Consider the following 12,548-nt stretch of genomic DNA (forward strand, 5'->3'; position numbering starts at 1 on the left):
TCCGGACGCGCTTACGCGCCGCCCCCGCCAGATGCAGAGGACGCGACAGGGGACGCATCGGGGGACGCGGCGGGGGCCACGCCCGGCACGCCCAGCGCGCCGGACAGCACGTTGGCGGCGGCCAGCAGGTCGCCCTCGCCAAAGGCGCGGCCCAGCATCTGCAAGCCCACGGGCATGCCGGAACGGCCGCCCATGCCCACGGGGATGCACAGGCCCGGCAGGCCCGCCAGGTTCAGCGACAGGGTGAACACGTCCATCATGTACATCTTCAGCGGGTCGCTGGTCAGTTCCCCAAGGCCCCACGCCGTCACCGGCGAGGCCGGGCCGCACAGCACGTCGCACCGGGCAAGGGCCTTCCCGTAGTCCTCGCGGATCAGGCGGCGCACCTGCGCGGCCTTGCGGTAGTAGGCGTCGTAGTAGCCGGACGACAGCACGTAGGTGCCCAGCATGATGCGCCGCTGCACCTCGTCGCCGAATCCCTCCGCGCGCGAGCGCACGTACAGGTCGGCCAGGTCGCGCGGGGACTCCGCCCGGCGGCCGTAGCGCACCCCGTCGAAGCGGGCCAGGTTGGAGCTCGCCTCGGCCGGGGCGATGATGTAGTACGCCGCAATGCTGTAAGGGGTGTGCGGCAGTTCCACGTCCACGATGCTGGCCCCGAGCGCCTTCGCCGTGTCCAGCGCGCCTTCGCAGGCGGCGGACACCTCGGGGTCGATGCCCTCGCCCCGGAATTCGCGCGGCACGCCGATGCGCACCCCGGACAGGTCCTTGCGGGCGGCCAGCGCGCCCAGGTAGTCGTCCACAGGCAGGTCGGCGCTGGTGGCGTCGCGCGGGTCGTGCCCGGCGATGACCGACAGCAGCAGGGCCGCATCCTCCACGGTGCGGGTCAGCGGGCCGATCTGGTCCAGCGACGAACCGTAGGCCACCAGCCCGAAGCGCGATACCCTTCCGTATGTCGGCTTCAGCCCCACGCAGCCGCACAGCGAGGCGGGCTGGCGGATGGAGCCGCCGGTATCGGTGCCGAGGGACCCGAAACACTGCCCGGCCGCCACGCTGGCGGCGGAACCGCCGCTGGAGCCGCCCGGCACGCGGGCCGCGTTCCACGGGTTGCGGGTGGGGCCGAAGGCGGAATTTTCGGTGGACGAGCCCATGGCGAATTCGTCCATGTTGGTCTTGCCCAGGATCACCGCACCGGCCTCGCGCAGCCGGGCCACGGCAAAGGCGTCGTAGTGCGGGGTGAACTCGCCCAGGATGCGCGAGCCGCAGGTGGTGCGGGTGCCCGCCGTGGTCAGGGCGTCCTTGACCGTCAGCGGCACGCCCCACAACGGCTTTGCCGGGTCCGGCCCGGCCGCGTCCAGCGCGCGGGCCTCGGCCAGGGCAACCTCGCCCCGGTTGGTGAGCAGCGCGGCGATGGCGGGCTCGGTGGCCGTTATGCGGTCAAGACACGCGGCGGTGACCTGCTCCGCCGTCAGTTCGCGCCGGGCCAGCCGGTCGCGCACTTCGGCCAGCGACAGGGAAACGATTGCGGTGGACGTATCGGACATCTGCTATCCTTGGCTGTGCATGCCGCCGGCTTGGCGGGGCCTTGTCTGTGAACTCTCCGGAAAATATCTGCACGAGAGGAGGGTCAGGAATCGGGGCTCCGCCCCGAACCCCGCCGGGGGAACATGTTCCCCCGGTCCCCCTGCATTGCCTGCCACCGGGCCAGACAGGCATCGGTAACCGCGCCACGCGCCTCCGCGCGTCAGGCGGATACCCTCTCTTCCTGCCTTCCCCCGTCGCACCTCCGCGCGCCAGGTGCATCGCCGCTCTGCCTTTCTACCTTTCCCGTCGCGTCGGCACGACCAGCGCGGCGGATTTTCGGTTCAGGGCGGGAGGTATTTTTTTCTCCCCACTCCCCTGCGCGCCTCCGCGCGTCAGGTGCGGGAAGTCCGTGTCGTGGCAAGGAAGGCGATCTTTCCGGGGCGCAGGAATACTCTTCTCGTATTTCAAGCCCCGGAAAGGAAGTCTGACGCCGCCACGGCGCGGAATCCCCGCACCTCGTCACACGATCCGAGGGACAATGAAAAATTCGTGGTCAGCCTCCGGCGCATTGCGCAGCACGTCCTCGCGCGTGCAGCGCGGGGCGGCCTCGTCGGGACGCAGGGCCGTGGCGTGCTCCACGGGGCTGTACAATGGCTCGACGCCGGTGGTGTCGAGGCCGTTGAGCATCTCCATGTAGCCCAGGATGTCGCCGAACTGCCGGGCGAAAATTTCAAGCCGGGCCTCGTCCGGGGCCAGCCGGGCCAGCCGCGCGATGGCGGCCACCTGATCGGTGCTGATGGTGGTCATGATCGGTCCTGTATGACGTACGGATTATTGCGGGGTGGCGGTGGCGGCGGCCTTGGCCCGCGCCTCGTGGCGTTCGCGGGTGCGTTCCAGCTTCTGGCGGAACTCCGTGGGCTCCACGGGCCTGAACCCGTCGGACGCGGGCGTGAACAGGAACAGGTCCTGCGAGGCGCGGCCGTCGGCGGACCAGTGCAGGGCGCCCATGGCCCACTGCATGCGCTGGGCGTCGGCCAGGCGGCGGTTCACCTCCTCCGGGGTCCAGCCTGTTTCCGGCAGGCCCAGGGTGGTGGCGAAGCGCACGAAGTCGTAGCCCAGCCCCACCCAGAAGTCGGGGGCGTCGGGGTTGCCCGCCTCGCGCAGGGTGCGCGCCAGGGCGTCGCCCGCGGGCGAGGACTGCGCGCCGTTCCACGCGCCGGGAAACACGGCCAGGCCGAAGTTGCGCACGTCCACGCCCTTCTGCCCGGCCAGCCCCTGCTCCCACAGGGTGGTGCCCAGCAGCACCTGCCGGTCCTCGCCGTGGAAGAACAGGTTGGGCACCAACATCTCGGTGTTCTTCCAGCCGTCGGGCAGGAAGGTGGCTTCGAAGGTGACGGCGGGCACGGGATAACTGTTGACGGTGCGCACCTTCACGAAGCTGCCCGCGATACGGTTCCATTCCTGGTGCCTGCTCGCCGGGTAGGACATGGTGGAGGCCACGCTGCCGCCGCGCGCGCGGGCCCGCTCGGCGAAGAGCGAGGCCATTCTGCCGCCGAAGGCGTCGTCCGGGTGCAGCACGCCGTAGCTGGTCACGCCCAGGTTGTCCCGGGTGAAGTTCAGCAGCGCGTCGACCTGATCGTCGGGGCTGGTGAAGAAGCGCCACGCCACACGGCCCTCGTCGCTGCCGTCAAGCTGCGGCAGAAAGGTGAAGAAGGCGCGCTGGCCGGTCAGGCCGCGTTCCCTGGCGGCATTGAAGTTGTTGGTGCGCAGCGGCCCGCCCACCACCATGCATTGGGGCGGCAGGGCGGCCAGCTTGTCCAGCCAGTCGGGCGATTCGGTGTTCAGCACCACCACCTCGACCTCCACGCCGGTGCGCGAAAGCTCCCACTGGGCCGCGCCCGCCCCGCGCGAGATCTTCCAGCCGATGTTGCCGAAGGCGCCGGTCATGGGCAGGGCCAGGGCCACGGTGCGCGAGGCGCGCATGCCGCCCTGCTCCAGCGGCGTCAGCACCCCGCCGAGCAGGTTGGGATCGTTGAAGTTGCCGCTGCGCTGCAACCGGGTGAGGGTTTCCAGCGCGCGCAGCGAACCGGCGTTGGCGGCGGCCATGCGCCGGGCCGACTCCAGTTCGATAATGTTGTACGGGTAGCGGCCCTCGTTTTCCGGGGTCACGCTGGCGGCCAGATTGTCCACCGTGGCCTGGTCGGCGCGCTTCAGTTCGTCGAGCAGGCGGTTTTCCAGCGCGGCGCGGAAGGACTGGCTGCCCGCGCCGCCCCCGCCCTGCGCGCCCGCTTGGGACCACAGGCTGGACAGGGTCTGGAGCGAGCCGGGAATGTCGCCCCCTTCCCACTGCCGGGTGGCCACGATGAGCCCGGCCTGCGCGCGCAGGCCCCACGGACGCGCCTGGTCGCCGAACACCCCGCTGGCGCGCTGGCGGCTTTCGTTTCTGGAAATGCGGGTCATGGCGCGGTACCAGGTGTCCTGCCATTCCTGCCCGGCGTCGGCGGCGGGGTCCAGCCTGCGCCACGCCTCCAGGCCGTCCAGGGCCAGGTTGGGGTGGGCGTTGGCCTCGGCCGCGATGCTGTAGCCGCGCCACGCGCCCAGGCGCTCCTCGGGCGTGATGTCGGTGCGCGCGGTCATCATGCCGAAGATGCGTTCGGCCGTGGCCGCGTCGCCGCGCGCGAGGGCCTCGTTGCCCTCGTCCAGCACGGAGCGCCGCACCGGCTGCTGGGCCTGCGGGGTGACCGGTTCCTGCGGAATGATGATGGACCGCTTGCCGCCGCACCCGGCGGCGGAAAGCATCATGAGCGCGAGCAGGGCCAGGACCGTGGCGCGCGAAAGAACGTGCTGCATCGTGGGTACCGTGGTGTGCACCATGGGGTGGACCGTTGGTTGCCGGGTGGCCCGCGCGGACCTGCCGTACGGGGTTGCCGCGCGGAAAACGCGCCGAAGGCGGAAACCGGCGCAGGGGCGGAACCCGGTGCCGCGAAACGGGCGGACGTGCCTTGGCATGCCCTGCGGCGAATCGCGTCAGGCTATACATTGTGGCCCCGGAATGCAAGCGGGGCGCGCCCTGCGCCCGGCCTTGCCCCCTGGGACCGGCCGGACGCGCGACGCGCCCCGTGACATTCCATCCTTGCCCCCGCCATGCGCGCGGGCGGCCAGGGACGGCGGATTACTTCTTCACTTCGGTGTAGTCGGCGTCCACCACGTCGTCGTCGCCCTTGGCGGAACCGGCGTGACCGGCCTCGGGACCGGCTTCCGGACCGGCGCCGGGCTGGCCCTGCTGGCTCTGCTGGTACAGCTGTTCGGCCAGCTTGTGCGAGGCGCGCGACAGTTCTTCCGAGGCGGACTTGATGGCGTCCGCGTCGGAGCCGTCCATGACCTTCTTCAGGGCTTCGATCTTGCCCTCGATGTCGGCCTTGGTGGCGGCGTCCAGCTTGTCGCCGAGGTCGGCGATGGACTTTTCGGTGCCGTAGATCAGGCCGTCGGCCTGGTTGCGGGCCTCGATGAGTTCCTGCTTCTTCTTGTCCTCGTCGGCGTGCGACTCCGCTTCCTTGATCAGGCGCTGGATCTCGCTCTCCGACAGGCCGGACGAGGCGGTGATGCGGATGGACTGTTCCTTGCCGGTGCCCAGGTCCTTGGCCGACACGTTGACGATGCCGTTGGCGTCGATGTCGAAGGTGACCTCCACCTGCGGGGTGCCGCGCATGGCCGGGGGAATGCCGGTCAGCTCGAAGCGGCCCAGGGTCATGTTGTCACCGGCCATGGGACGTTCGCCCTGCAACACGTGGATGGACACCGAGGGCTGGTTGTCCGCCGCCGTGGTGAAGGTCTGGCTCTTGCGGGTGGGGATGGTGGTGTTGCGGTCGATGAGCCGGGTGAACACGCCGCCCAGGGTCTCGATGCCCAGCGAGAGCGGGGTCACGTCCAGCAGCAGCACGTCCTTCACGTCGCCCGCCAGGATGCCGCCCTGGATGGCCGCGCCCATGGCAACCACTTCGTCGGGGTTCACCGAGCGGTTGGGCTCCTTGCCGAAGAACTCGCCCACCTTCTTCTGCACCAGCGGCATGCGGGTCATGCCGCCCACCAGCACCACCTCGTCGATCTGCGCGGCGGAAAGGCCGGCGTCGGCCAGGGCCTTGCGACACGGCTCGATGGTGCGGTCCACCAGGTCTTCCACCAGCTTTTCGAGCTTGGCGCGCGAAAGCTTCATCATCAGGTGCTTGGGACCGTTCTGGTCGGCGGTGATGAAGGGCAGGTTGATTTCCGTCTCCATGGAGGTGGAAAGGTCCTTCTTGGCCTTTTCCGCCGCTTCCTTCAGGCGTTGCAGGGCCATGCGGTCCTTGGAGAGGTCGACGCCGTTCTCGCGGCGGAACTCTTCCACAAGGTAGTTGATGACCCGCTGGTCGAAGTCTTCGCCGCCCAGGAAGGTGTCGCCGTTGGTGGCGCGCACTTCCACGACGTTGTCGCCCACCTCGAGGATGGAAATGTCGAACGTGCCGCCGCCAAGGTCGAACACCGCGATCTTCTCGTTGGCCTTCTTGTCGAAGCCGTAGGCCAGTGAGGCGGCGGTGGGTTCGTTGATGATGCGCTTGACGTCAAGGCCCGCGATGCGGCCCGCGTCCTTGGTGGCCTGGCGCTGGGCGTCGTTGAAGTAGGCGGGCACGGTGATGACCGCGTCGGTCACGGTTTCGCCAAGGTAGGCTTCCGCGTCGGCCTTCAGCTTGCCGAGGATCATGGCCGAAATCTCGGCGGCGGAGTACTGGCGGCCCTGCACCTCGACGGCGGCGTCGCCGTTGGCCCCGGCCACGATGCGGTAGGGGCTGTGGGTCTTCCAGTTGTTCACTTCGGGGGCGTCGCCCTTGCGGCCCATCAGGCGCTTGACGGCGAACACCGTGCGCTCGGGGTTGGTGACGGCCTGGCGCTTGGCGATGTCGCCGACAAGGCGCTCCTTGTCGGTGAAGGCCACGATGGAGGGCGTGGTGCGCCCGCCTTCGGGGTTGGTGATGCACTTGGGATCCTTGCCCTCCATCACGTAGACGCAGGAGTTGGTGGTCCCGAGGTCGATGCCGATGATCTTGCCCATTGTCTTCCTCCTCAAAGGGTACGCGAACGCATCGCGGAATGATCTTGCGCTGGCCGCCGTCCCGGTGCGAGCCGTTCCGGCGCTGGCTGGTGTGAATAGTAAGGCGGGGTTGCCCGTCGTAAAGAGGGGAAGGCCAATTTTTCGTGCAAGGATGTGCACCGGCCCGGTTCGTGCGGGGTCCACGCGAGGTTGGCGCGAGGTTGGCGCGGGGTTGCGGGGCGGGAAATGCGCATGGCGGCGCGCGGGCGGGACGAGGCCGCCCCCCGAAACACCGACGGCCCCGGCACAATGCCGGGGCCGAAGGGGGATCCTTGCCATAGCTGCGATGGTTGGAGGAAGGAGAAAATCTGGAGTCAGGACAGATTGCGGACGGTTCCGGACACCTTGCCCGGCCTGCGGGCGCGGCCTCTCACGGACGCAACGGCCGGGTGCCTATGCGAGGCCCATCTCGTGCCGCAACCACTCCTTGATCTCGGGGGTGGGCTCGTAGATGCCGCGCAGGTCGCCGAACTCGGCCAGAAAACGGTTGGCCAGCCGTTCGGGCAGCGGGGCGCTGTAGATGTCCTCCGCCGCCTCGGAATTGCGGCGCACCAGGCGCACCACCGGGCGCGAGCCCCAGGTGTCCACCACGAAATAGGTGGATACGTCGTCCTTGGAGCGCACCGGGGGGTATTCCGAATGCCAGTTGTTGTTGCCCCACTCGAGGTACATGGTCACCGCGTGCTCGGGGCTGAGGTTCCAGTCGATATCCATGTGGCCGAGCGTCTTCAGGTCTTGCATCGTTCACTCCCGCCGTGTGGGTTCGCGTGCCAAGTGGCCTGCACGCCGCTGTTGCGTAAAATATCTCGCTGATGGCCTGCGCGCCGCCTGTTGCGTAAAACATCTCGTTGACGGCCTGCATGCCGCCGGGGCGTCGAAATTCCGCGTGGCTGCCTCCCCCCCTGCGGGCATCCGGTCACCTGAGCGGGCCGGGCTGCCACTCCCGGCCCGCAGGTGAACCGTCGCCAATGTGAAGGAGAGAGAGTGTGGCTGAGGAAGCACCACTCGACTACACAGTAACAATTACCATTACCGTGTCAACGTGTTTCCGGAAAATTTCCGGCACGCCTGTCGGCCATGCCACTCCCCCCCCCTCCCGCATCGCAGGCTCATGCCGGGCATCGTCGGCTTGACGGTTGGTGTCCGGTGTGTCTTTATGGTGACGGTGGGAAAGCTTGGGGCCATGCCCGGCCTTTCCCACATAGTTCGGACATGGTTCCGCCCGTTGCCGCCCGCCCTGCTGCCAGCCTGCGCGCGGGTCCGGCGGCGGGCCCTTCTCGCAACACCGCGACCTGGGAGGATACATGAAACCGGAAGAATTCGCCCACAAGTTCATGCAGACCGCCACCGCCATGGGCTGCGCCATGAGCCCCTCGGGCAACGTGGTCTGCCCCGGCGGCAAGAACATTTCGGCAGGAAAGGCCGCCGCCGCGTACAAGCGCTACGGCGACGGCGTGGCCAAGGTGCCCTCGGCGGAATTCCGCAACGAGCCGCACAGCCTGAAGCTATTCCGCTCCATCGCCGCCAAGGCCCTGGGGTAGCCCTGACGCGCGGGGCCCGCCCCGCCGCAACCACACGCAACGCAAACGGCCCGGAGGTTTCCCTCCGGGCCGTCTCATGTCGTCTTGGGACCGGGCGTGTGCGGCGGGCTAGGCCGCGCCGCGCACCCTCATGCGCGCCAGGGCGCGTTGCAGGGCTGCCTGGGCCCGTGCGCCGTCGAGCTTTTCCTTGGCCTGGGCCAGGCGCTGCTCGGCGCGTTCCTTGGCCTTGCGGGCGCGTTCGAGGTCGATGTCCTCTGCGCGTTCCGCCGATTCGGCCAGCACGGTCACCTTGTTGTCCGAAACCTCGGCAAAACCGCCGGACACGAAGATCCAGTGCGTCTTGCCGCCAGCCTTGTAGTACAGGCTGCCGATGTTCAGCGCGGAGAGGAAGGGAATGTGGTTCGGCAGGATGCCGAATTCGCCCTCGTAGCCGGGCGCGCCCACATAGTCGACCTTCTCGCTGAGCACGAGCCTGTCAGGCGTGACGATTTCGAGATGGAGCGACTTTTCCATGGGTCACTCCTTATTGCTGCTCCTGGCGCTTCTTGTACTTTTCGAGGGCCGTCTCGATGCCGCCCACCATGTAGAAGTCGCCTTCCGCCAGGTGGTCGTAGTCACCGTTCAGGATGCCCCGGAACGCCTTGATGGTGTCTTCCAGCTTCACGTACACGCCGGGCGTGCCGGTGAAGGTTTCGGCCACGTGGAACGGCTGCGACAGGAAGCGCTGGATGCGGCGCGCGCGGGCGACGGTCATCTTGTCTTCGTCCGACAGTTCGTCCATGCCGAGGATGGCGATGATGTCCTGCAGGTCCTTGTACTTCTGGAGCACCTGCTGGACCGAGCGGGCCACCGAGTAGTGCTCGGTGCCGACCACGTTGGGGTCGAGGATGCGCGACGTGGAGTCGAGCGGGTCCACCGCGGGGTAGATGCCGAGTTCCGCGATCTGACGCGAAAGCACCAGCGTACCGTCAAGGTGCGAGAAGGTGGTGGCAGGCGCGGGGTCGGTAAGGTCGTCCGCGGGCACGTACACGGCCTGGACCGAGGTGATCGAGCCCTTGACCGTGGAGGTGATGCGTTCCTGCAGGCCGCCAAGGTCGGTGCCCAGGGTGGGCTGGTAACCCACCGCCGAGGGCATGCGGCCGAGCAGCGCCGACACTTCCGAACCCGCCTGGGTGAAGCGGAAGATGTTGTCGATGAACAGCAGCACGTCCTGGTTCTCGATGTCGCGGAAGTATTCCGCGCAGGCGAGGGCGGTCAGGGCCACGCGGGCGCGGGCTCCTGGCGGTTCGTTCATCTGGCCGTAGATAAGCGCGGCCTTCTCCAGAACGCCGGCGTCCTTCATTTCGTGGTACAGGTCGTTCCCTTCACGGGTACGCTCGCCAACACCCGCGAACACGGAGATGCCGCCGTGCTGCTTCGCGATGTTGTTGATCATTTCCATGAGGATAACGGTCTTGCCCACGCCCGCGCCGCCGAACAGGCCCATCTTGCCGCCCTTGGGGAACGGGATGAGCAGGTCCACGACCTTGATGCCGGTTTCGAGCAGTTCGACCTTGGTGTTCTGCTCGGTGAACTCCGGCGCCGGACGGTGAATGGGCAGGTATTTGTCGGTATCGATGGGGCCCATTTCGTCAACGGGACGGCCCACCACGTTCATGATGCGACCAAGCGACGCCTTGCCGACAGGCACCATGATGGGCTTGCCGGTGTCCACCGCTTCCATGCCGCGCACGAGACCTTCGGTCGCGTCCATGGCGATGGTGCGGACGACGTTGTCGCCGAGGTGCTGGGCAACTTCGCAGACCAGCTGGGGCGCGTCGCTGTTGTTGGGGTTCTTGATGTCCAACGCGCTCAAGATGTTCGGCAGGTTGCCGCTCGGGAACTCGACGTCCACGACGGCGCCGATGACCTGAACGATCTTGCCAATGTTAGCACTCATGTGTGTACGCTCCCTTATTAGCCTTTCAGCGCCTCGGCGCCACCGACGATGTCCATGAGGTCGCGCGTGATCGAAGCCTGCCGCGTCTTGTTGTAGAGCAGCGTCAGGGAACCGATCATGTCGTCGCAGCTGCGCGTGGCGTTATCCATGGCGGCCATGCGCGCCGCATGCTCGCTGGCGGAGGTGTCGAGCAGGCCGCGATACAGCTGCACCTTGATGAAGCGGGGCAGCAGTTCGGCCAGCAGGCCCTCCACGGCGGGTTCGTAGATGTACTCCTTGTTGGAGGCGGGGGCAGCCGGGGCGGCCTCCTCTTCCTTGGGAGCGATGGGCAGGATGGGCAGCGCGATGGGCAACTGCCTGGCCATGCTCACGAACTCGCCGTAGACCATGATCACTTCGTCCAGTTCACGCGTCAGGTAGGCATTGATGACGTCGAGCCCGATCCGGTTGGCGAGCTGGAAGTCGAAGCTGCCCATCTGGTCGGCAAGCGCCATGGCGACCTCGTGGTCGGTCTTGCGGGCCGCGTCGCGGCCTTTCTTGCCCACGCAGTAGAACTTGACCTTCTTGCCTTCCGCGGCCTTCTTGGCGGCCAGCTTCAGGGCGGTGGTGATGAGGTTGGAGTTGAAGCTGCCGCACAGCCCGCGGTCGGAGGTGGCGAGGACGATCCCACACGTCTTGATTTCCTCGCGCACTTCCAGAAGCGGGTGGACGGAGCTGTCCGCCTTGCTCGCCAGGTCCCCCAGCATGTCATAGAACTTGGCCGCGTAGGGGCGGAACCGTTCTATGCGCTGCTGGGCACCGCGCAGCTTCGCCGAGGCCACCATGTTCATGGCCTTGGTGATCTGCTTGGTCTTCTTGACCCCGGCGATCTTGACCTTGACGTCTTTCAAAGAAGGCATCGGTTACCTCCCGCCTAGGCTTGGAAGCCCTTTTTGAACTCGGCAACAGCTGCCTTCAGGCGGTCTTCGATGTCCGCGTCGAGAGCCTTCTTGGTCTTGATGTCGTTCAGGATGTCGGCCTTCGAGTTCTTGAGGAAGTCGAGCATCTCGGCTTCGAACTTGCGAATGGTCAGCACGGGCACGTCGTCCATCAGGCCGCGGGTGGCGGCGTACATGGAGGCGACCTGCTGTTCGACGGGCATGGGCTGGTACTGGGGCTGCTTCAGCAGTTCCACCAGGCGCGCGCCACGGTCGAGCTTCTGCTTGGTGGCCTTGTCGAGGTCGGAACCGAACTGCGCGAAGGCGGCCAGTTCGCGGTACTGGGCAAGGTCCAGACGCATGGTGCCGGCAACCTGCTTCATCGCCTTGATCTGCGCGGCGCCGCCCACTCGGGACACCGACAGACCGACGTTGATAGCGGGGCGGATGCCCGCGTTGAACAGGTTGGGTTCCAGGTACACCTGACCGTCGGTGATGGAGATAACGTTGGTCGGGATGTACGCGGACACGTCGCCGGCCTGGGTTTCGATGATCGGCAGGGCGGTCAGCGAACCGGCGCCCAGCGAATCGTTGACCTTGGCCGCGCGTTCCAGCAGGCGCGAGTGCAGGTAGAACACGTCGCCGGGGTAGGCTTCGCGCCCCGGAGGACGGCGGAGCAGCAGCGACATCTGGCGGTAGGCCACGGCCTGCTTGGACAGGTCGTCGTAGATGATCAGGGCGTGGTCGCCCTTGTCGCGGTAGAACTCGGCCATGGTGCAGCCGGAGTACGCCGAGATGAACTGCAACGGCGCGGGTTCCGACGCGGTGGCGGAGATGATGGTGGTGTATTCCATGGCGCCGTGCTTGCGCAGGGTGTCGGCCACCAGGGCAACCGTCGCCTTCTTCTGGCCGATGGCCACGTAGAAGCAGCGGATGCCGGTATCGCGCTGGGCCAGGATGGCGTCGATGCACACGGCGGTCTTGCCGGTCTGGCGGTCGCCGATGATCAGTTCGCGCTGGCCGCGGCCGATGGGCGTCATGGCGTCGATGGCCTTGATGCCGGTGGGCATGGGCTGGTGCACCGACTTGCGGGCGATGATGCCGGGCGCCTTCAGTTCCACGGGGCGGAACTCCTTGGCTTCCAGCGGGCCCAGGCCGTCAATGGGCTGGCCGAGGGGGTTGAGCACGCGGCCCATGACCTCGTCACCCACGGGAACCGAGAAGATCTTGCCGGTACGCTTGACCGGGTCGCCTTCCTTGATGCCTGTGTCTTCACCCAGAAGAGCAACACCCACGTTGTCCTCTTCAAGGTTCAGCACCATGCCCATGAGACCGCCGGGGAACTCGAGCAGTTCCATGGCCATGGCGTTACGGACGCCGTAGACGCGCGCAATGCCGTCACCGACCGAAAGGACGGTGCCGGTTTCGCTCATCTCGACCCGCTGCTCATAGCTTTGGATCTGCTCTTCGATGATCTTGCTGATTTCTTCGGCTTTGATCTGCAT

General features: G+C 67.2%; 10 protein-coding genes. 1 reads left to right on the forward strand and 9 read right to left on the reverse strand.

From position 1 onward, the window contains the following. Nucleotides 1-11: 11 nt before the first annotated feature. From gatA to ACR4XJ_RS01220, 5 genes are all read right to left on the reverse strand, one after another. The gene (gatA, locus tag ACR4XJ_RS01200) at nt 12-1,541 is read right to left on the reverse strand and encodes an Asp-tRNA(Asn)/Glu-tRNA(Gln) amidotransferase subunit GatA (protein WP_434753489.1); all 1,530 of its coding nucleotides are present in this window, start codon (nt 1,539-1,541) and stop codon (nt 12-14) included. 499 nt (nt 1,542-2,040) lie between these two features. After that, complete coding sequence (gatC, locus tag ACR4XJ_RS01205; protein ID WP_434753490.1) at nt 2,041-2,328, reverse strand: Asp-tRNA(Asn)/Glu-tRNA(Gln) amidotransferase subunit GatC; 288 nt, start codon at nt 2,326-2,328, stop codon at nt 2,041-2,043. A 24-nt stretch (nt 2,329-2,352) separates the two neighbouring features. Continuing rightward, entirely contained in the window at nt 2,353-4,371 is a 2,019-nt protein-coding gene (locus ACR4XJ_RS01210; protein ID WP_434753491.1) for a penicillin-binding protein activator, read from the reverse strand. Between the two features lie 322 nt (nt 4,372-4,693). Next, nucleotides 4,694-6,607: a molecular chaperone DnaK gene (dnaK, locus tag ACR4XJ_RS01215; protein WP_434753492.1), complete on the reverse strand. Its 1,914-nt coding sequence runs from the start codon at nt 6,605-6,607 to the stop codon at nt 4,694-4,696. Between the two features lie 432 nt (nt 6,608-7,039). Continuing rightward, a complete protein-coding gene (locus tag ACR4XJ_RS01220) occupies nt 7,040-7,387 on the reverse strand; it encodes a DVU0772 family protein (protein ID WP_434753493.1) in 348 nt (115 codons plus the stop codon). Between the two features lie 563 nt (nt 7,388-7,950). Between ACR4XJ_RS01220 and ACR4XJ_RS01225 the strand changes: the two genes are divergently transcribed. Beyond that, the gene (locus tag ACR4XJ_RS01225) at nt 7,951-8,187 is read left to right on the forward strand and encodes a hypothetical protein (RefSeq protein ID WP_434753494.1); all 237 of its coding nucleotides are present in this window, start codon (nt 7,951-7,953) and stop codon (nt 8,185-8,187) included. Between the two features lie 108 nt (nt 8,188-8,295). On the opposite strand, the gene ACR4XJ_RS01230 is transcribed toward ACR4XJ_RS01225, so the two are convergent. Genes ACR4XJ_RS01230 through atpA form a run of 4 tightly spaced genes read right to left on the reverse strand, consistent with a single transcriptional unit; the run spans nt 8,296 to nt 12,548 of the window. Beyond that, nucleotides 8,296-8,700: a F0F1 ATP synthase subunit epsilon gene (locus ACR4XJ_RS01230; RefSeq protein WP_333504933.1), complete on the reverse strand. Its 405-nt coding sequence runs from the start codon at nt 8,698-8,700 to the stop codon at nt 8,296-8,298. Nucleotides 8,701-8,710: 10 nt separating this feature from the next. After that, entirely contained in the window at nt 8,711-10,126 is a 1,416-nt protein-coding gene (atpD, locus tag ACR4XJ_RS01235) for a F0F1 ATP synthase subunit beta (RefSeq protein WP_434753495.1), read from the reverse strand. Nucleotides 10,127-10,143: 17 nt separating this feature from the next. Continuing rightward, nucleotides 10,144-11,025 (reverse strand): F0F1 ATP synthase subunit gamma, encoded by an 882-nt coding sequence (locus ACR4XJ_RS01240; RefSeq protein ID WP_434753496.1) that lies wholly within the window; start codon nt 11,023-11,025, stop codon nt 10,144-10,146. A gap of 14 nt (nt 11,026-11,039) precedes the next feature. Beyond that, the gene (gene atpA, locus ACR4XJ_RS01245; RefSeq protein ID WP_434753497.1) at nt 11,040-12,548 is read right to left on the reverse strand and encodes a F0F1 ATP synthase subunit alpha; all 1,509 of its coding nucleotides are present in this window, start codon (nt 12,546-12,548) and stop codon (nt 11,040-11,042) included.

The organism is Nitratidesulfovibrio sp. D1, from assembly GCF_051133415.1.
Taxonomy (GTDB): Bacteria; Desulfobacterota; Desulfovibrionia; order Desulfovibrionales; family Desulfovibrionaceae; genus Cupidesulfovibrio.

Bases quoted from the DNA above. Each gene is read 5' to 3' on its own strand.
- ACR4XJ_RS01225 (WP_434753494.1), top strand. From the start codon at position 7,951: ATGAAACCGGAAGAATTCGCCCACAAGTTCATGCAGACCGCCACCGCC.
- dnaK (WP_434753492.1), bottom strand. From the start codon at position 6,607: ATGGGCAAGATCATCGGCATCGACCTCGGGACCACCAACTCCTGCGTC.
- ACR4XJ_RS01220 (WP_434753493.1), bottom strand. From the start codon at position 7,387: ATGCAAGACCTGAAGACGCTCGGCCACATGGATATCGACTGGAACCTC.
- ACR4XJ_RS01210 (WP_434753491.1), bottom strand. From the start codon at position 4,371: ATGCAGCACGTTCTTTCGCGCGCCACGGTCCTGGCCCTGCTCGCGCTC.
- ACR4XJ_RS01230 (WP_333504933.1), bottom strand. From the start codon at position 8,700: ATGGAAAAGTCGCTCCATCTCGAAATCGTCACGCCTGACAGGCTCGTG.
- atpA (WP_434753497.1), bottom strand. From the start codon at position 12,548: ATGCAGATCAAAGCCGAAGAAATCAGCAAGATCATCGAAGAGCAGATC.
- atpD (WP_434753495.1), bottom strand. From the start codon at position 10,126: ATGAGTGCTAACATTGGCAAGATCGTTCAGGTCATCGGCGCCGTCGTG.
- ACR4XJ_RS01240 (WP_434753496.1), bottom strand. From the start codon at position 11,025: ATGCCTTCTTTGAAAGACGTCAAGGTCAAGATCGCCGGGGTCAAGAAG.
- gatA (WP_434753489.1), bottom strand. From the start codon at position 1,541: ATGTCCGATACGTCCACCGCAATCGTTTCCCTGTCGCTGGCCGAAGTG.
- gatC (WP_434753490.1), bottom strand. From the start codon at position 2,328: ATGACCACCATCAGCACCGATCAGGTGGCCGCCATCGCGCGGCTGGCC.